General features: G+C 66.4%; 16 protein-coding genes. 2 read left to right on the top strand and 14 right to left on the bottom strand.

All coding sequences use genetic code 11. The features are described 5' to 3' along the window. Nucleotides 1-155: 155 nt before the first annotated feature. From FHS48_RS03875 to FHS48_RS03825, 11 genes are all read right to left on the bottom strand, one after another. Nucleotides 156-1,622, bottom strand: a complete 1,467-nt coding sequence (locus tag FHS48_RS03875) for an NAD-dependent succinate-semialdehyde dehydrogenase (RefSeq protein WP_184261609.1) — start codon at nucleotides 1,620-1,622, stop codon at nucleotides 156-158. 1 nt (nucleotide 1,623) lies between these two features. After that, on the bottom strand, nucleotides 1,624-2,079 hold the full coding sequence (locus tag FHS48_RS03870; protein ID WP_184261607.1) for an acyl-CoA thioesterase: 456 nt from the start codon (nucleotides 2,077-2,079) through the stop codon (nucleotides 1,624-1,626). A gap of 18 nt (nucleotides 2,080-2,097) precedes the next feature. After that, entirely contained in the window at nucleotides 2,098-3,267 is a 1,170-nt protein-coding gene (locus FHS48_RS03865) for an iron-containing alcohol dehydrogenase (protein ID WP_184261606.1), read from the bottom strand. 20 nt (nucleotides 3,268-3,287) lie between these two features. Beyond that, nucleotides 3,288-3,959, bottom strand: coding sequence for a branched-chain amino acid ABC transporter ATP-binding protein (locus FHS48_RS03860; protein ID WP_184261604.1), 672 nt, complete (start codon nucleotides 3,957-3,959; stop codon nucleotides 3,288-3,290). Further along, the gene (locus FHS48_RS03855) at nucleotides 3,956-4,735 is read right to left on the bottom strand and encodes an ABC transporter ATP-binding protein (protein ID WP_184261602.1); all 780 of its coding nucleotides are present in this window, start codon (nucleotides 4,733-4,735) and stop codon (nucleotides 3,956-3,958) included. The genes FHS48_RS03860 and FHS48_RS03855 overlap by 4 nt, the downstream gene beginning before the upstream one ends. Then, nucleotides 4,732-5,685, bottom strand: a complete 954-nt coding sequence (locus FHS48_RS03850) for a branched-chain amino acid ABC transporter permease (RefSeq protein WP_260402326.1) — start codon at nucleotides 5,683-5,685, stop codon at nucleotides 4,732-4,734. The genes FHS48_RS03855 and FHS48_RS03850 overlap by 4 nt, the downstream gene beginning before the upstream one ends. Next, on the bottom strand, nucleotides 5,685-6,590 hold the full coding sequence (locus FHS48_RS03845) for a branched-chain amino acid ABC transporter permease (protein ID WP_184261600.1): 906 nt from the start codon (nucleotides 6,588-6,590) through the stop codon (nucleotides 5,685-5,687). Before FHS48_RS03845 ends, FHS48_RS03850 begins: the two co-directional genes overlap by 1 nt. Nucleotides 6,591-6,775: 185 nt before the next feature. Continuing rightward, complete coding sequence (locus FHS48_RS03840; protein WP_311769074.1) at nucleotides 6,776-8,104, bottom strand: ABC transporter substrate-binding protein; 1,329 nt, start codon at nucleotides 8,102-8,104, stop codon at nucleotides 6,776-6,778. Between the two features lie 28 nt (nucleotides 8,105-8,132). Further along, a complete protein-coding gene (locus FHS48_RS03835; protein WP_184261598.1) occupies nucleotides 8,133-9,485 on the bottom strand; it encodes an ABC transporter substrate-binding protein in 1,353 nt (450 codons plus the stop codon). 186 nt (nucleotides 9,486-9,671) lie between these two features. Then, the gene (locus FHS48_RS03830; RefSeq protein WP_184261596.1) at nucleotides 9,672-11,033 is read right to left on the bottom strand and encodes a sigma-54-dependent transcriptional regulator; all 1,362 of its coding nucleotides are present in this window, start codon (nucleotides 11,031-11,033) and stop codon (nucleotides 9,672-9,674) included. Then, a complete protein-coding gene (locus FHS48_RS03825; RefSeq protein WP_184261594.1) occupies nucleotides 11,026-12,723 on the bottom strand; it encodes a sensor histidine kinase in 1,698 nt (565 codons plus the stop codon). The genes FHS48_RS03830 and FHS48_RS03825 overlap by 8 nt, the downstream gene beginning before the upstream one ends. A 183-nt stretch (nucleotides 12,724-12,906) precedes the next feature. Here FHS48_RS03825 and FHS48_RS03820 point away from each other — a divergent pair, with 183 nt between their 5' ends. Continuing rightward, nucleotides 12,907-13,557 carry a DUF1826 domain-containing protein gene (locus tag FHS48_RS03820; RefSeq protein WP_184261592.1) on the top strand — a complete coding sequence of 217 codons (651 nt, stop codon included), beginning with the start codon at nucleotides 12,907-12,909 and terminating at the stop codon, nucleotides 13,555-13,557. Between the two features lie 90 nt (nucleotides 13,558-13,647). Here FHS48_RS03820 and FHS48_RS03815 read toward each other — a convergent pair whose 3' ends face one another. From FHS48_RS03815 to lhpI (FHS48_RS03805), 3 genes are all read right to left on the bottom strand, one after another. Further along, nucleotides 13,648-15,348, bottom strand: coding sequence for a methyl-accepting chemotaxis protein (locus FHS48_RS03815; protein ID WP_184261590.1), 1,701 nt, complete (start codon nucleotides 15,346-15,348; stop codon nucleotides 13,648-13,650). A gap of 152 nt (nucleotides 15,349-15,500) precedes the next feature. Then, on the bottom strand, nucleotides 15,501-17,285 hold the full coding sequence (lhpI, locus tag FHS48_RS03810; protein WP_260402325.1) for a cis-3-hydroxy-L-proline dehydratase: 1,785 nt from the start codon (nucleotides 17,283-17,285) through the stop codon (nucleotides 15,501-15,503). 7 nt (nucleotides 17,286-17,292) lie between these two features. Beyond that, nucleotides 17,293-18,270, bottom strand: a complete 978-nt coding sequence (gene lhpI, locus FHS48_RS03805; RefSeq protein WP_184261588.1) for a bifunctional Delta(1)-pyrroline-2-carboxylate/Delta(1)-piperideine-2-carboxylate reductase — start codon at nucleotides 18,268-18,270, stop codon at nucleotides 17,293-17,295. Between the two features lie 203 nt (nucleotides 18,271-18,473). Here lhpI (FHS48_RS03805) and FHS48_RS03800 point away from each other — a divergent pair, with 203 nt between their 5' ends. After that, a complete protein-coding gene (locus FHS48_RS03800; protein ID WP_184261586.1) occupies nucleotides 18,474-19,106 on the top strand; it encodes a helix-turn-helix domain-containing protein in 633 nt (210 codons plus the stop codon). Nucleotides 19,107-19,117 lie beyond the last annotated feature (11 nt).

The following is a 19,117-nucleotide window of genomic DNA, read 5'->3' as shown; positions in this document are numbered from 1 at the left end:
CAATGCGGCCCTTGGTTGTTTGGCCCCTCAGTCGGCGGGCGGGCGCATCCGCGCCCTTGCCTCACGTGCCCACGCGGGCACGGGCGCTCAACGCGCCAGTCGGGCCGCTATGCGGCCCTCCCGAAGCCCGCTTCGCCGGTTGTGTGAGGGATGGCTCAGGTGTTCACACCGCCCATGCACAGGTATTTGATCTCCAGGAAGTCATCGAGGCCGTACTTGGAGCCTTCGCGGCCGATGCCGGACTCCTTAACGCCGCCGAACGGGGCGACTTCGGTGGAGATGATGCCTTCGTTGATGCCGACGATGCCGTATTCCAGCCCTTCAGCGACGCGCCAGACGCGGCCGATATCGCGGGAGTAGAAGTAGGCGGCCAGCCCGAACGGGGTATCATTGGCCATCTGGATCGCTTCGGCTTCGGTGTGGAAGCGGAACAGCGGGGCCACCGGGCCGAAGATTTCTTCCGAGAAGATCGACATGTCGGCGGTGACGCCGGTCAGGATGGTCGGCTCGAAGAAGGTGCCGCCGAGGGCATGGCGCTTGCCGCCCAGCTCCGGCTTGGCCCCCTTGGCCACCGCTTCCGACACCAGACGTTCCACCTTGGCGATGGCGTCTTCGTTGATCAGCGGGCCCTGGGTCACCCCGGCCTCAACCCCGTTGCCGACCTTCAGCGCCTTGACGGCCTCGGCCAGCCTGGCGGCGAAGGCATCGTAGACGCCATCCTGCACCAGAATGCGGTTGGCGCAGACGCAGGTCTGCCCGGCGTTGCGGTACTTGGAGGCAATCGCCCCCTGCACGGCGGCATCGAGATCGGCATCATCGAACACGATGAACGGCGCATTGCCGCCGAGTTCGAGGGACACCTTCTTCACCGTTCCGGCGCACTGGCGCATCAGCAGCTTGCCGACTTCGGTCGAGCCGGTGAACGACAGCTTGCGCACCAGCGGGCTGCCGGTCAGCTCGCCGCCGACTTCGGCCCCGTGTTCGCAGGTGACGATGTTGAACACGCCCTTGGGGATCCCGGCCTGTTCGGCCAGTTCCGCCAGCGCCAGCGCCGACAGCGGGGTGTCTTCCGCCGGTTTCACCACCACGGTGCAGCCCGCCGCCAGCGCCGGGGCGCACTTGCGGGTGATCATGGCGTTGGGGAAGTTCCACGGGGTGATGGCGGCGACCACACCGATCGGCTCCTTCACCACCACAATCCGCTTGTCCGGGCCGTGGGCCGGAACGACATCGCCATAGACGCGCTTGGCTTCTTCGGCGAACCATTCAATGAAGTTGGCACCGTAGACCACTTCGCCCCGGGCTTCGGCCAGCGGCTTGCCCTGTTCGGCGGTCATCAGCTGGGCCAGATCTTCCTGATTGGCCAGAATCAGGGTGTACCACTTGCGCAGGATATTGGCGCGTTCCTTGGCGGTCTTGGCCCGCCACGCCGGCAGCGCCGCATGGGCGGCGGCAATCGCCTGCTTCGCCTCGGCCGCGCCCATGTCCGGGACCTGCGCCAGTTCGGCCCCCGTCGCCGGGTTCAGGACGGCAAAGGTCTTGCCGCTCGCCGCGGCCTGCCAGTGCCCGTCAATGTACCCCTGCGTGCGGAACAGGGACGGATTGGAAAACGTCAGGGTCATATCAGTTCCCTTTTTCGAAGGACAGATCGGTCAACGCGGCGCGCAGGGGCGCGGGCAGCGGCACCGGGCGGCGGCTGTCGCGGTCGACATACACATGGATGAAATACCCGGCGGCGGCGGGCGTGGGGTCGTCGTTTCGGAACAGGCCGACCTCGTAGCGGACGCTGCTGGTCCCCAGCCGGGTGACGCGGACACCTGCCTCCACCCGGTCGGGGAACGCCAGCGGCGCGAAGTAGGAGCAGCCGGTTTCCACCACCAGCCCGATCACTGCCCCGTCGTGGATATCCAGCACGTCACGGCTGATCAGGTACTGGTTCACCACCGTATCGAAGTAGCTGTAATAGACTACGTTGTTGACGTGGCCGTAGACGTCATTGTCCATCCACCGCGTCGGGATGGTCAGGAAATGACGGTAGCTGTCACGGCCTTCGGCCTTGCGGTCGGGCGGAACGGTCATCGGCGGCCCCCTTTCGGCTTACAGGACGGAGGCGTAGATCGCCCGCGCATCGGCCAGCGTGACCGGGCGCGGGTTGTTGATCAGCAGGCGTTCCACCTTCATCGCATCAGCGGCCAGCCGGTCGAGGTCGCTTTCCGCCACGCCGACAGCGCGCAGGGTCTGGGCGAACGGCATGCGGTGGACCATCGCCGTCATCTCGGCGATGAAGGCATCACAGGCCTCGGCCTGCGTGGCGAACCGCCGCCCCGGCAGCACCACGGCGGCCAGTTCGGCATACTGGGCTTCCGCCGCATCGCGGTTGAAGGCCAGCACCGGGGCCAGCACCAGCGCGTTGGACAGACCATGCGGCACATGGAAATGCCCGCCCAGCGGATAGGCCAGCGCATGCACCGCCGCCACCGGGGCATTGGCAAACGCCATCCCGGCCAGCATCGAGCCCTGCAACATGGCGGCGCGGGCGGCCAGATCCCGCCCGTCGGCGATCACCTTATCCATGTTGGCGGCCAGCAGGTGCAGGGCCTTCAGGGCCAGACCGTCGGACAGGGCGTTCTTCTTGTGGCGGCTGGTAAAGGCCTCAATCGCATGCACCATGGCGTCGATGCCGGTCATCGCCGTCACCGCCGGGGGCAGGCCGAGGGTCAGTTCCGCATCCAGCAGGGCAATGTCGGGATACAGCAGCGGCGACACCACGCCCTTCTTCTCGTGGGTCGGGGTGGTGACGATGGAAATCGGCGTCACTTCCGACCCGGTCCCGGCAGTGGTCGGCACCTGAATCAGCGGCAGGCGCGGCCCCTTGGCCAGACCGATGCCATAGATCTCCGGCAGGGACTGCGGTGCCCCCATCAGCAGCGCCACCAGCTTGGCGGTATCGAGCGAACTGCCACCGCCGAAGCCGATCACCGCTTCCGCCCCGGCATCGCGGGCCGCCTGCACGGCAGCCTCCACCGAGGCCTCCGGCGGATCGGCCTGCACATCGCTGTACAGCGCCGCCGTCAGCCCGGCATCGGCCAGCGCCTGCATCGGTGCCGCCAGCAGACCGGCCTTGACCAGACCGGGATCGGTGATCACCAGCACCCGGCTGGCCCCCAGTTCCTTCGCCAGCGCCCCCAGCTTCAGGGCACCGCCGGTTTCGGAAATCACCCGGGGTGTGGTCTCAAACGAGAAATTCAGGGATGTCTGAATGGTCATGGTGGGATCTCCTCTGTCCGTCAGCCGGGGCGGACGCTGCCGCGTTCGATGCGGTAGACCGCGTCGACCAGATCGGCGGAATGGGTGTCATCGGATTCCGAAATCAGCACGCACAGGCCTTCCTTGCGCAGCCCGGCGATCACTTCGGTCAGGCGGCGCGACAGCACCGGGGCGACGCCTTCAAACGGCTCATCCAACAGCAGCAGGCGGCGGCCGGGCATCAGGGCGCGGGCCAGTGCCACCAGCTTCTGCTGGCCACCGGACAGTTGCAGGGCACGGCGGCTGCGGTACTGGGCAATTTCCGGCAGCAGGCCGTAGACCCATTCCAGCCGCCGGGCGGCATCGGGGATCTTATTGGCCCAGGCCGGCATCAGGATGTTTTCCTCCACCGTCAGGGCCGGAATCAGCCGCCGGTCTTCCGGCATATAACTGACCCCGGCCGGAGCCCGGCGGTACGGCTGCTGCGCCAGCAGGTCGGTGCCGTTGAAGGTCATCCGCCCGGCGGTGGGTTGCAGCAGCCCCATGATGGAGCGGATCAGCGTGGTTTTTCCGGCGCCGTTATGGCCGATCAGGCCGACCATCTGCCCGGCCCCGACGGTCAGGCTGACATCGCGCAGGATCGGAATATGGCCGATGGACACCGACAGGCCGGAAATCTCCAGCCCGGCGGAGGTGACGGGTGCGGCGGTCATGCGGACGCTCCCTTATTGCTGGATTTGCCGTGGCCGTGGCCGGTGACGAGATCGCGGACCTTCTGGTCTTCCAGAACCGCCGTCGGCGGACCGTCAGCGATGATCTCGCCGCTGTAGAAGGCCAGCAGGCGCGACACATAACGCCGCACCACATCCATATCGTGTTCAACGAACAGCACGGTCACGCCATGGTGACGCACCGCCGACATCACGGTGTCCATCAGGCCGGTTTTCTCCTCGACGCTGACGCCGCTGGTCGGTTCGTCCAGCAGCAGCATCTGCGGTTCGCCGATCAGGGCCATGGCAATGTCGATCAGCTTGCGCGCCCCCTGCGGCACCGCCGTCACCACCGCATCGCGGAAGCGGGTGACGCGGAATTCCTCAAGGATCGTCTCGGCCCGGGCAATGCGGGCCTTGGTCCGCAGCGGCCGCAGGAACGACGGGCGCGGGCTTTCCGCCGCCGCCAGCGCGATCAGCAGGTTATCCAGCACCGTCAGTTCCGGGAACAGCTGCGCCACCTGAAAGGAGCGTGCCATCCCGGCGCGGGTGATCGCCCGCGGGGTGTGGCCGAGGATCGGGCGGCCGTTGAACAGGATCTCGCCGCTGCTGGGCGGCAGATAGCCGGTCACCATGTTGATGAAGGTGGTCTTGCCCGCCCCGTTGGAGCCGATCACCCCCACCACTTCACCCTTGGTGATGCGGACGTTCAGATCCTTGGCGGCGGTCACCGCGCCGAAGGATTTGCACAGGGCTCTGGTTTCAAGAATGGCGGTCATGACGCGGCGGCTCCTTTGGCCTTGGCGCGGGAAAACAGGCTCCACAGGCCCTTGGGCAGGAAGACGATCACCCCGAGCAGGGTGAAGCCGAGGATCATCTGCCAGCTGTGGGGCACAAACTCGATGGCGTAGGTGCGCACCACCGCGAACACCAGCGCCGCCAGAAACGGCGCCGCCACATGGCCGGTGCCCCCCAGCAGGGCGATGAACACGAATTCGCCGGAGGTGGTCCAATAGGCCATTTCCGGGTCGATATGCCCGGCGGCCAGCGCCGTCAGCCCGCCGCCCAGCGCCGAAACGGCAGCGGCGGCAACATAGTTGGAATACAGCAGCCAGCGCGGCGACAGGCCGAGGTATTCAACCCGCACCTCGTTCTCGCGCACCGCCTCGCACAGCACGCCGACCCCGGCCTGCACATAGCGGTACAGCAGCAGGGCCACCGCCAGCGACGCCGCCAGCGTCACCGCCAGCAGGGTGGTCGGGGCCGCGTCCTTGCCCGGCGACCAGCCGAACAGGGTCCAGCTGACAACGTTGAAGCCATCGGTGCTGCCCAGCTGCGGGCTTTTGACCAGCACGCCGAACAGGATCATCGAGAACGCCAGCGACAGCATGGCGAAGAAGATATCGCGGTAGCGGGTCAGCAGCAGGCCCAGCACCATCGCCAGCAGCATGGCGGCCAGCACCCCGGCTGACAGCAGCACCGCCAGATCGGTCAGGCCGAAAAAGTGCCCGCCCATGCCGACGGCATAGCCGCCGACGCAGTAAAACAGCCCCTGCCCGAAGGAGACCAGACCGGCGCGCATCTGCATCACCACGCCCTGCACCACCAGCGCCTTGGCGAAGGCCATGGTCAGCAGGAACACCAGCCAGCCGGGGGCGATCAGCCCGCCCGCCGCCAGCACCACGGCGGCGGCAATCAGGCACAGTTCAGTTCTGTCCAGACGCATCATCAGATCTTTCTCACCAGGGTTCGCCCGAACAGGCCCTGCGGGCGCACCGCAAGAACCAGCGACATCACGCCGTAGATGACGAACAGTTCCAGTTCCGGCGCGTAATGCACCGCCGCTGCCCGGGCGAGGCCGACCAGCAGCGCACCGGCGGCGGCCCCTTCAATACTGCCCAGCCCGCCGACAACGACGACGGCGAAGGCCAGCACGATCACCTCAACCCCCAGCCCCGGTGCCACCGAGATGGCCGGTGCGGTCAGCGCCCCGGCCAGAGCGCCAAGAGTGGTGCCCAGCACGAAGGTCAGGGTGAACATCAGGGCGACGTTAACGCCCATCGCCATCGCCACCTCGCGGTCATGGATCACCGCGCGCAGCACCTTGCCGGTGTTGGTGCGTTCCAGCCATGCCCACAGGCCGCCGCCGACCACCAGCGACACCACAATCAGGGCAAGGTCGTAGTTGGAAACCTTCAGCCCGCCCAGCACACTGCGGCCCATTGCGGCGTAAGGCTGATAGGCCATGTAGGGATCAACCCCCCAGACCATCTTCATGCCGTCCTCAAGGATCAGCAGCAGGGCATAGGTGATGATGACCATCAGGATTTCGTCGCGGCCATACATCAGCCGCAGCAGGCCGCGTTCGATCACCAGACCGACCACCAGACCCGCCGCCAGCGCGCAGACCACCAGCATCAGGTAGCTGCCCCACACCGGCAGGGCAGCGCCGTCGCCATTGAAATACCAGCCGACCATGGACGCCGCCGCATAGGCCCCGATGGCGTAAAAGCTGCCGTGCGCCATGTTGAGGATGCGCATGACGCCGTAAATCACCGTCAGGCCCGCGGCGACCAGAAACAGCCACGATGCATAGATCGTGCCGTCAATCAGGACCGCATAAATACTGTTCATACCAAGGGATCTCCGTTCGGGGGATCGCGGGAAAACCGCTCCGGCCGGGTCGGAAGAGGGACGCACCGCCCCTTCCGCCCGCGAAACCACGGGCGGCCGGATGCCGGAACAGGATGAAGGGACAGAAAACCCGGCGGGGTCAGGGGGTGGAGATCACCGGCCCTGCCCCCGCCGTCACAGTCAGGTTACTCGCACTTGGCACCCGGGAAACCGGCCTTGATCCAGTCCTGGGCCTCGGTGCCATCCGGCGGGGTGACGCAGGAGCCGGAGAAGGACTTGACGTTCTTCAGCTCAGCCTTCTTGGTCTTGGCATCAAAGTGGTATTCGCCGTAGGAAATCCCCTGAAGGGCCTGATGGCCGTCAGCGCGGGACATCTGAACGGTGCCGGAGACCGACTCAAAGTTGGCGCCCTTGAAGGCGGCGGCAATGGCCGCCGGAGCCGGGACTTCACCCGGGGCCTTGGCGGCCTTTTCAGCGGCATGCTTCAGGCCGAGAATCGCCTGCGCCATCTTCGAGGCCGGATAGGTCGGAGCCATCTGGTAAGCGTTCTGATACACCCCGGTGAACCAGGTGTTCAGGGCGTTCTGCGGTGCGAAAGCACCGAACGGGCCACGGGCACCGACGATGGTGCCGTTCGGGGCCTGCCCCTGATAACGTTCCAGCGCCGATTCACCACAGGTCAGGATGGCGGTGGCGTCATCCAGCAGACCACGGGCCGAAGCCTGAAGCACGAACGCTTCCATATCGCCGCCCCACAGGGAGGAATGGACGATTTCCGGGCGCTTCACCGAGACGGCGGAGATTTCCGCGCCGTACTGGCCCTGGAACAGCTTCGGCATCTGCGATTCCACCGCGTCAGCCTTCGGCAGGGTCTGCTTCATGGCGGCGGTGAAGTCAGCCCAGCTGTCCTGACCCCAGGAATAGTTCTGCTGCACCCCGGCATAGCGGGTGGTGTTGGGGCGGGTGGCGGCCAGATAGCGGGCCGCGCCGATGTTATCAACGGCGGCATCCAGACCGGTGCGGAACACGAACTTCGGGGCCTTGTTCTCGACGAACAGGCGCGAGGTGCCGCAATCATAGAACACGGTCATCGCGCCCAGCTCTTCCGCCACCGGGGAGACGGCAAGGCAGTCGCCGGAGGAGATGTAGCCGACCACGGCATCGACCTTCTGGCGCTGGACGAGGTTGCGGAACTCTTCCACCTGCTTGGTGGCCCCGCCGTTTTCGTCGATCAGCACCATTTCGATTTCGGCGCCGTTGATGCCCTTGGTGGCATAGGGGGCCGGCAGGGCCCCGGCGTTGAGCTGGTCAATCACCACCTTGGCGGCGTTGGCGGAGGGAACACCGAACGGACCGGCGGCACCGCCGGACAGGAAGGTCACGATACCAAGGCGGAACTTGCCGTTCTCGGCGGCCTGCGCCGGAGCAACAGCGGCCAGCGCAAGGGCAGAGGCGGCCATGGTCAGCGACAGGCGGCGCAGGGTCTTCCGGGTTACTGAAACGGTATGGGTCACGGTGTCCTCCCGATTTGGACTTGTTGGTTCAGGGGGGTGGAAGCGCCGACTCCCATCCGCTGCGGGCCGCATCGCGGCGGCGGCGGATCACTTCGGGAGACGGCTTGAGATCCTCCGCGTCATAGACGGCCCAGTTGCCGACCATGACCTTTGCCGGAGGAAAGCGGGTGTCGGGCACGACGGTTCCCACCGCCATGGCCTGCACGATCTGATGGGTGTCGCGGTCGATGTAGGAGGCAAAGCCCGGCGGATCTTCCGGCAGGGCCAGCTTCAGGCCTTCCAGCGCCTCGACCAGCTTTTCGGTGTCCTTCGCCCCGCCGGCGATTTCGACCGCCCGGGCCACGGCGAGGATGCCGGTATAGGCCCCTTCCGCCGCATAGGTGGGATAGCGGCCGTTCAGGTCATGGAAAATGCGGACAAAGCGCTGGTTCCGGCCGGTCTCCGGCCAGTTGTTGTGATGGCGTGCCGACAGAATCAGCCCCGGCGGCGGGGTATCGCCCAGCGCCACCAGCGCATCGTAATTGGCCCCGGTGTCAAAATTGGCGAGGCGGATGGTCTCGAAGAAGCGGGTACTGGCCGCCTGTTTGACAAAGGCGATGAAATCCCCGCCCCAGATGGCGGTGACAACGATCTCCGGCTTCGCCTGCTGCAAGGCGGCGATATAGACCGAATAGTCCGGCTCGTAGAGTTTCGGCCACAGCTCGGCGACGGTCTCATAACGCACGCCGAGATCGGCCAGCGCGTGTTGCAGGTCCAGCCAGCTGACATGACCGTAATCGTAATCCGGGCCGATGAAGGCCAGCCGGGTCCAGCCGTCCCGCGCCTGCAAATCCCGCAGGTACCGGGCTCCGGCGGCCATCGAGGTCCAGCTGTCATTGGTGACGCGGAAATAGTAGCGGTGCCCGGCCTCGATGGTCAGGCGGCTGGAGGCGTGGTCGGTGCCGATCAGGATCACCTTCTCACGCCGGGAGACTTCCGACACCGCCTGTGCGACGCCGGACGACACCATGCCGCACAGCACCTGCACATGGTCGTTGCGCAGGAAATCCTCGGCGATCCGCACCCCGTAGGAGGCCTTGGAGGCCGGATCGTCGATCACCACCCGGATCTTTGGCACCGGCAGGCCGGTGGCGGCCTCATCGGCCAGATCCTTCAGGGCCATCTCAATCCCCGACACACTGTCGAGGCCATAGGTTCCGGCGCGGCCGGTCATCGGGTACAGGCAGCCGACAATGACGTCCGCCTCTTCCGCCGACGCCCCCAGTTCAATCCGGGCAGCATGGGCAGGAAGCGACACGGCGGCAGACAACAGGGCTCCGGCCATCAGACAGATGGCAGGGCGGCTCCCGGTGCTGCGATGTGCAGGGGCACAGGCCGACATGACGTTATTCCTCCGGGCGAATGGTTGATCCATCCGCTTTTGTACCGTTGGGGTCATGAATGGCAAAGGGCGTGCCAACTCTGCGCCCGCCCTGCAAGGAAGCAGGAAGGCCGGTTTTTCCGGATGTGGACAGCGGAAATGAGCGCTAACCGCTCAGGATGAGCGCGCCCGGTGAGCGGTTTCCGCTCAGGACAGGCCGAGCCGTTGCAGGCGGCGCTTCAGGGCGTGGCGGGAGATCCCCAGCAGGTCCGCCGCCCGCCCCTTATGGCCGCTGGCGCGATGCAGGGCATCCAGCACCAGATCCCGTTCCGCGCTTTCCAGCCGCTCGGTCAGGGCCGGGGGGCCCGCATCCGCCGTTGCGGCCGCCACGGCGGGGGCCGCCGCGATTTCCGGAGGCAGATCCTCCGCCTCGATCCGCTGACCGGGATAGAGGATGGTCAGGCGCTCCATCAGGTTTTTCAGTTCGCGTACATTGCCGGGCCAGCGGTGCAGCCGCAGCCGGTCCTGCGCCGCCGGGGTCAGCTCCACCGGACGGCACCCTTCCTCCGCCGCCTGCCGGGCGGCAAAATGGGTGGCCAGCACCACCACATCCTCGCCCCGGTCGCGCAGGGCCGGGATGCCGATGGTGATGACGTTGAGGCGGTAGAACAGATCCTCGCGGAACCGCCCCTGCCGCACATCCTCGGCCAGATCGCGGTTGGTGGCGGCCACCACCCGGGCATCCGCCGTGGCCGAGCGGCCCGAGCCCACCGCCCGGTAGGTGCCGTTTTCCAGAAAGTGCAGAACCTTGGCCTGCATGGTCAGCGGCAGTTCGCCGATTTCATCCAGAAACAGGGTGCCGCCATCGGCCAGCGTCACCAGCCCGGTCCGCTTCTGGTGCGCCCCGGTGTAGGCCCCCTTTTCAGCCCCGAACAGCTCGGACTCGATCAGGTGTTCCGGCAGGGCGGCACAGTTGACCTCGACAAAGGCGCGGCTGCGGCGCGGGCTCTGGGTATGGATGGCGCGGGCCACCACCGCCTTGCCGGTACCGGATTCCCCCAGCAGCAGGATCCGGCTGGCCGAACTGGTGGCAATCCGGTCCACCGTCCCCCGCAGGGTCAGCATGGCGGCACTGTCGCCGATCAGCCCGCTGACCGGCACCACATCCCGGCGGCGGTGATAGTCCAGTTCCTCCGCCACCCGGCCCTGATCGAGGGTGGCGGCAATGGTGTGCAGCAGCTCGTCCAGCTCAAACGGCTTGGTCAGGTAATCCACCGCCCCCAGCTTGACCGCCTGCACCGCCGCCCGGGTATCGCCGTGGGCGGAGATCATCACCACCGGCAGGGTGCCATCCAGCTCCCGCAGGGCGGTCAGGGTTTCCATGCCACCGATGCCGGGCAGCCGCAGATCAAGCAGCACGATATCCGGGCGCTGACGGCGGGCCTCCTCCAGCCCGTCCTCACCGCTGTGGGCACCACGCACCGTCATCCCCTCTGCCTTCAGGGCAAAGCGCAGGGAGCGGACAAAGGTTTCCTCATCATCAATGATCAGGACATGCACATCAGCCATGGGAAACGCTTTCGTTCAGGGCAGACTCCGCCAGCGGCAGGCGCAGGGTGACTGTGGTGCCTTCGCCCGGCACGCTGGCAATGCTCAGGGTGCCGTGGTTGGCATCCACCATCTGCTGACTGATGGTCAGACCCAACCCGGTGCCCCGGCGCTTCTGGGTGAAAAACGGGGTCAGGACACTGGCCAGATGCTCCGGCGCAATGCCACAGCCATCATCACTGACCGCCATCACCGCCTGACCGCCCTCAGCCGTCACCCGCATCGTCACCGCCCCGCCCGGCGTACAGGCCTGCACCGCATTCAGGCCGAGGTTGACCAGCACATGCACCATCTGATCCGGGTCAGCCAATACCATCGCCCCGGTCTCGCCGCCGGTGGACAGGGTAATCCCCTGCTCCTCCGCCAGCGGCCGCAGCAGGCTGGCGGTCTGACGGAACAGGTCCCCCGCCGCCACCGGCCGGGGGGATGGCGGACTGGGACGGCCATAGGTCAGCAGATCACTGACCACCCGCGACAGCCGGTCAATCTGACTGCCCATATCGGTCAGCAGTTCCTGGCGGTCCGGGTCCCGCTCCTGCCGCGACAGGGCCTGTACCGTGGTCTTCATCGTCGCCAGCGGATTGCGGACCTCGTGCGCCACCCCGGTGGCAAACTCCCCCAGAACCGCCATTTTTTCAGCCCGGACCATGCGGTCAATCAGGCCGGACAGCTGCTCCGCCATGGTGTTGAAGGCCCGCCCGACCCGGCTGATCTCATCATGGCTCGGGCCTTCCGGCAGGCGGTAGCCCAGATCCCCGGCGGCCAGACTGCCCGCCCCGGTGACCAGCGTACCGATGCGGCGGCGCAGGCTGCGGGACAGAGCCAGAAAAATCAGCAGAATGAAGGAGATGATGGCAGCCGCCGTGATATACAGCCACAGCCGCGCCTGCTCCAGCGGCTTCAGGATGGTATCAGACCGGGCATCCAGCACAATCGACCACCCCGGCAGGATCCGGGGGCCGTCGGTCAGGTCCGTCAGCCCGGTGGCCACCCGCCCGGTGGCATCGAGCACCGTCCCGTCCGGAGCCCGCAACAGCGGCGCCACCACGCCGCTGATCCCGCCGCCGCCGAGCAGTTCGGTCAGCGAGGCCAGCCGCAGATGCAGGGCAATGCTGGTGCCGGGCTCCGCCGGGCCATCGCGCAGCGGCTGGCGGATCAGCAGCCAGCCGGACCGGCCATTGGCGGGAAGGGCCGGGCCGATGAAGTCAACCCCGTCAACCGTGATCACCGGCAGCGCCGAAATATCCCAGTCATCCGCCGACCAGTAGGGCGCACCGGACGCCGCCTGCCCGGGGATCACCTTCTTCAGGCTGCCGTCGGCATTGAAAAACAGGATGCCATACAGATCCGGCAGGTCGGCTTCCAGCCGCAGCAGCGCCGTCGCCTCGGCCGCCGCCGCCGCGTTCTGGCCATCCAGAAAGCTGGGGATCGACGGGTGGTTGGACAGATTCGCCAGCTGATACAGGCGGTTATCAAGGAACGAGGTCAGACGGCTGGCGGTGGCCGTCACCTGCGCGTTCAGCCGTTCCCCGGTCAGACGGTCATACAGGTCCCCGGCCATCCGTTCATACAGAAGGGACAGCACCATCAGCGCCCCGGCCATCACCGCCAGCGACAGCAGGGTATAGCGGGCAACCAGACTGAACCGCATCCGCCTCATCAAGCCTTGTACCTGACCCGGTCTCACCGGTTCCATCCTTCCGTTATAGCCGCAGCAGCGGGGCCGGAACCAGCAAATGCTGTGCCATCACACCGGACTCCGACAAAGGGGCTTGCCGCCATCCCAGCAAAAGATATGTTATAACATAATAGATACCCTGACCCGGAAAGCGCCATGCCCTACCCTTTACCTGCCAACACCCACCGGAGCCCGGCGGAACAGGCCCTGACCGCCCTGCAAAGCCCTGACTGCCTGCTGGCCCTGATCGAACGGCAGCTCTCACCGGACCTGACCGCTTATCTGCGCGGCCGTCAGTTCTCCGGCTGTCAGCCGGTTGATGTCACCATGCCCGCCGGAACCGACAGCGAAGCGCTTGAATGCCTGCTGGCCGCCGCCGGATATCCCCGCCACCCCGGGCGGACAGCAATGGCCGCCGACATTGCCACCCTGATGGATCTGGTGGGAAACCTGCCCCGGACCGGATCGGTGCGGATGCGGCTGGAACGGGTCACCACCAATGCCTGCCGGTTTTTCCATACCGATACCCTGCCGCTGCGGCTGGTCTGTACCTATCGCGGAGCCGGAACCGAATGGCTGGACGATGACGCCTGTGACCGCAGTGGTCTGGGGAAGGGTGACAACGCCAAAATCTGCCGCGACCGCAGCGGCATCCACCGCATGCCGGAAGGCTGGGCCGGGCTGATGAAAGGCAACCGCTGGGCCGGACCCGCAGAGGGATATCCCGGCGGGCTGGTTCACCGCTCCCCGCCGCTGTACCCCGGAGAGTGGCGGCTGTTCCTGTCCCTTGATGCCCTGCCGGATTAAGCGTCGCCCGCCCGGAAGGGCAGAGCCCCGGGCCATGTCGCCCGGGGCTCCATCGAACGGTCAAGGGATCGGACGGTCAGGCGGCAGCGGTCAGGCCTGCGCCGCCGCCGGGCGGATTGACCCGAGGAACCGGTCAACCGCCTGCCCCAGTGCCCCGGCCTCGCGGGACAGGGTATCGGCCTCGCCCAGAACTTCACTGGCCACGGTGCGCGCATGCCGGGCCGCCGACTGGACATCGGTGAGATTGGCGGTCACCTCTTCCGTCCCGGTGGCCGCCTGCGTGACATTGCGGCTGATTTCGGACGTCGCCGCATTCTGCTCTTCCACCGCCGACGCAATCACCGTGGTAATCTCACTCATGGTGTTGATGGTCTCGGTAATCGCCTCAATCGCCTGCACCGCTCCAGCGGTTTCCATCTGGATCATGGTGATCTGATTGGCAATTTCTCCGGTGGCATGGGCGGTCTGGGTGGCAAGGGACTTCACCTCGTTCGCCACCACGGCAAAGCCCTTCCCGGCCTCCCCGGCCCGCGCCGCCTCAATTGTCGCGTTGAGGGCCAGAAGATTGGTCTGCCCGGCAATCGCCTGAATCAGGGTCACCACCTCACCGATTTTCTGAGCCGCCGCCGTCAACCCGGCAATGGTTTCGTTGGTACGGCGGGCATCGCCCACCGCCCGGGCCGCCACCTGCGAGGAAATTTCCACCTGCTTGGAAATCTCCACCAGCGAGGCGGACATTTCCTCGGTGGCCGCCGCCACCGTCTGCACATTGGCCGAGGTCTGCCCCGCCGCCGCCGCCGTCGCCGAGGCCTGACGGCTGGTCTGCTCGGCGGTGCTGACCATCCCGTCCGCCGCCTGCTGCATCCGCACCGCCGCCTGTGACACCGCCTGCATGACCCCGCTGACGGTGCTTTCAAACTCATCGGCCAGCGCCAGCATGGCTTTCTGGCGCTCCTCCTCCGCCCGGGCCTTCATGACGCTCTGCTCCGCTTCCAGACGGCGGTTTTCCAGCGCTCCGGCCTTGAAGACCTCCAGCGCCCGCGCCATGTCCCCGACCTCATCCCGGCGGGCAGTGCCGGTCACGGTGATGGTCAGGTCCCCCGCCGCCAGTGCGGTCATCGCCCCGGTCATCGCCCGGATCGGGGTGGAAATGCCCCGGGCCAGCAACAGGCAGGCGGCAACCGCCACCACCACCGACACGATTCCCCCGATCAGGCTGACCTGATAGGACATCCGGAACGCCCCGGCCTGCGCGGCTTCGCGGTCCGCCAGCAAGGCACGCTCCTGTTCCTGAATTTCATCCAGTACCACCCGGATGCCGTCCATCGAGGCCTTGCCGGTCCCGGCGATTTCCAGCATCCGTGCCTGCATCACCGTGTCCGGGTTGGCCATCAGGGCAATCGCCTTCGCGGCAACCGCCGTTTCCCAGGTTCTGGCCAACCCGTCAAGCTTATCAAGCCGCGCCTGCTGTGCCGGGTTGTCCGCCGTCAGACGGCGCAACTCTGCAAGGGCAGCCGCATAAGCCACTTTACCCGACCTGTAAGGTGCGAGAAAAATCTCGCTCTCGGCCAGCAGGAAGCCCCGCAACCCGGTTTCCTGATCGGTCACCGCCTGCCCGATCCGCTTGCTTTGCTCCAGCACCGCGTGGGTATGGCTGGTCAAACTGTTGCTGGAATCAATAAATGCCAGTTTCTGATAGTTAATCAATGAGATCGTCAGCACGACAGACAGGATCAGCCCGAAAGTCAGCAGCAGTTTCCGGACGATCGAGAGATTGGCCACAACGGACATAAGTGTCCTCCCGAGCATGGTGTCATTGGCAGACATACGCACTCGGCTATAATCCGGTTCACTGAATGTCGTAAACCTTTTTTAGAAATTCGTCATAATAAGATAAACGAATTAATCCCCATCACCCCGGATAGCCCCTGCCCGCCCCTGCGTCATCCCCCGATGCAGGCCATGGCGACACAGTCGGCCAGACTGCCGAACCGGAACCGCCGCCCGGTCAGGCCCGGCCCGTAATGGGCATATTTTCCCGATGTGGTCATAATCACCCGGGCAGTGGGCGGAATCAGCGGATCGGTGATCATGCACCAGCAGGTATCGGTGACAAACCGCACGCCGAAGGCTTCCAGCGGGGCAGTCAGCCCTTCCGCCGCCGCCTGATCGAGGATATCCCGGCCACAGGTCACCACCACCGCCACCTCCGGGCGGCGCTGCCGCCCCTGACACAGGGCAGCAAGGGCGCGGATCTCGGTCAGCGAGAAATGCGGGTTCCCCAGCGAGATCAGATCCGGCGGATCATCCCCGGCGCTGTTCAGCTCTTCCCACGCCGCCGCCAGATCCCGCTTGCTGAGAGCAATCGTCGGGACGGACTGCCCTGCGGTGGCGATCTCCACCGTCGCCGCCTCCGGCGTAACCCCGGCGATATGGAACATCGGGGCCGCAGACACCGTGGCGAAGGCCGCGCCAAAGGCCTTCAGGTCATCCGCTGTCGGGGCCAGATGCGCCACCCCGGCCACCACCGGAATCCGGCTGGAGGCCACCCCGCCAACCGCATAGCCCAGCAGCGGCCAGAAGGCATCATCGACAACACTGGGCAGCGACACCTCCACCCGCACCCGTGCCCGGCGGTGTTCGGTCAGATGCGGCCCGGCACAGGGGGCCCGGCCGGTCAGCCCGATGGCGATATCCAGAAAATCCGGGTACTTCATGGTCCGGGCGCCCAGCACACTGTTGGCGTAGACCACGGCATTGGATTCCGCCCAGGCCACCTGCTCCCCAAGCTTGGGCGCCGTCTCAAGCAGATAGGGCGCACAGGTGAAGGTCGGGCGCGCCCCCATGGCGACATAGGCATCGCCCAGACGGGCCGCCGGTTCCCCCAGCGCCGGGTCAATCCCCTGTGCCTGCCAGCGCCGCCGGTCCACCGACAGGGAATTCAGGGTGGTCGGCACCGCCACCCGCCCGCCCCAGTCGCGCAGCCGTTCGGCAAAGGCGAGGGACCCCGGCCCGGTGTAGATACAGCCATCCACATGAACCTGCGTCACATCCATCAGGCGGCTGGCCCCTTGCAACCCGGCCATCCGCACCAGAATCCGCATGGCGGCCTGTGCCGCCTGCCCCTGCTCCCCGGCCAGACAGGCACGGTCCGCCGCCGTCAGCTCCAGCGCCGCCCCAGCCACCGGAGCAGGCCCGGGGGCGGGAACGCACTCCAGCGGCTGATCGGCAAACACCACCCGGTCGCCACTGATCGCCGCATATCCGGCCTGACACAGAGCCCGGAACGATTGCGGCGGCAGAACCACCACCGGCACCGAGGTGGCGAACAATTCCTCGGCGACGATCACCCCCAGCGTCAGGATGTCCTCGGCCCGCTCAAACACCAGCCCGGCCGGTCCCTGCCCGTTCAGCAGCAGTTCCAGCATGACCCCGCTGCCGGAGCAGGAGCCGCGCCCGCCGGGGATCGCCAGAATCCGCCCGGCCAGACGCTGCCCGCTGAGGGGGTGGTGCCGGTCGATCACCTCGCCGCTGGCCGGATCAACCCCGCCCCAGAAGCTCAGCTCGACGGCACTGGACAGGACGGCTCCGGCAGCCTGCCCCCAGACGGCAGCGGAACCAAGGGTGTCTGTCGGATCTGTCGGCAGGGTCATCACCGGTCCTTTCAGGGTGTTATCGTGATCATCGCAGCCCACCCCGGCAGCGGAACGGCCAGACGGGGTGGGCAACAGACCGTCAGGCCTTCAGCAGGGCACGGTAGGCCAGTGCCCCGGCCGCCAGATCCGACAGGCCGGTACCAACCGCCTTGAAGACGGTGATTTCCTCCGCCGAGCGACGGCCCGGCACCCGGCCGGAACACAGATCCGACAGCGTACCGCAAATATCCTCGTCCGACAGCAGCGCCGCCGCAATCGGGCCGATCAGGTCCCCGGATTCTTCCAGCGCATCAGGCGAGTCGATATACACCGATCCTGACGCCATGCAGGCATCATCGGCTTCCCGCATCGCCGGGGTAAAGCTGCCGATCAGGTCAAGGTGGGTGCCGGGGCGCAGCCAGTCATGGCGGATCAGCGGTTCCGTCGACAGGGTGGCGCAGCTGATGATATCGGCGCGGCGGGCAGCGGCTTCCAGATCATCCACCACCGTTGCCGTCAGGCCCTGTGCGGTCAGGCTGGCGACCAGCTTTTCGCTGAAGCTACGGTCCCGGTCCCAGACCTCAATCTGTTCAATCGGGCGGACTTCGCGGAAGGCAAACGGACTGAGGGAGCCGATCCGTCCGGCCCCGACCACCAGCAGGCGCGCAGCATCCGGGCGGGCGAGATAGGAGGCCCCCAGCGCCGCCACGCCGACCGTCCGCCGCCCGGTGATCTGGTTGCCGTCGATCAGGGCCTGCGGCTGACCGGTGGAGCCATCACACAGCAGATAGGTGGAATACAGCCCCGGCAGGCCCTTGGCGGTATTGCCGGGGAATACCGACACGATCTTCACCCCCATCGCCCCACCGTTCTCCTGCCAGGCTGGCATCAGCAGCAGGGTGGCTTCCGTACCATCCGGCTGGGCGATGCTGTGATGGTGACGCAGCGGCACCTTGGCCCCGGCGGCAAAGGCATCGCGCAGTGCCCCGATCAGCGCCCCGAACGGCAGGGCCGCCGCCGTTTCCTCTGCCCCGAACACCGGGATTGATGCCTGTGCGCCTGTGGTCTTGCCGGTCATATCTGTCCTCTCCCATCCCTGCGGGTGTGATCCGAGACCGGGATTGAGCCACAAAAAGTTTCCTATAGGAAACAAATTTTCCTTATTTCACTCCCACGACGCCATCTGACGACAGTATTCCCGATCAGAAATCCCGGTTGACGCCCTCCGCTCTGGCGGTGACAGTGTCCGGCCCCTCTGCCGTTGCTGACAGGAGATCCGGCGTGACTGCCAAGGCCCGCGCGTTGTCGCAACAAGCCCCCCGCCCGCTGACCGACAGCACCGCACCGGCACAGGACCGGGATCTCGGCCCGCATCTGAAGCGGATCCGGCAGGAGAAGAAGCTGACCCTTCAGGCGGTCAGCGACCGCTGCGGCGTGGCACGGTCCACCCTGTCAAAGATCGAAAACAATCTGATTTCCCCCACCTTTGACCTGCTGCAACGGCTGGCGGTCGGGCTGGAGATTGACCTGTCACAGGTGTTCAGCCCTGATGGCGGCGATGCCCCGGCCGGACGGCGCAGCATCACCCGCGCCGGGTCCGGCGATGTGGTGGAAACCAGCGAATACCTCTATCAGGCCCTCGCCACCGACCTGCGGGCCAAGAAAATGTTCCCGCTGAAGGCAACCATCCGTGCCCGCACGGTGGAGGAATTCGGCGGCTGGGTGAAGCACGACGGCGAGGAGTTCCTCTACGTCCTCAGCGGGGAAATCCGGCTGTACACCGAATATTACGAGCCGACCCTGCTGAAAGCCGGGGACTCGATCTATCTCGACAGCCGGATGGGGCATGCCTGCGTGTCCACCGGCCCCGAGGACGCCGAGGTCCTGTGGGTCTGCACGCAGGTCACGCTGTAGCCATCAACCGG

This window comes from Novispirillum itersonii (assembly GCF_014205675.1).
Classification (GTDB): Bacteria; Pseudomonadota; Alphaproteobacteria; order Rhodospirillales; family Rhodospirillaceae; genus Novispirillum; species Novispirillum itersonii_A.
Note: the sequence above shows the minus strand (reverse complement) of the source record. Positions and strands in the feature narration are given on the sequence as shown.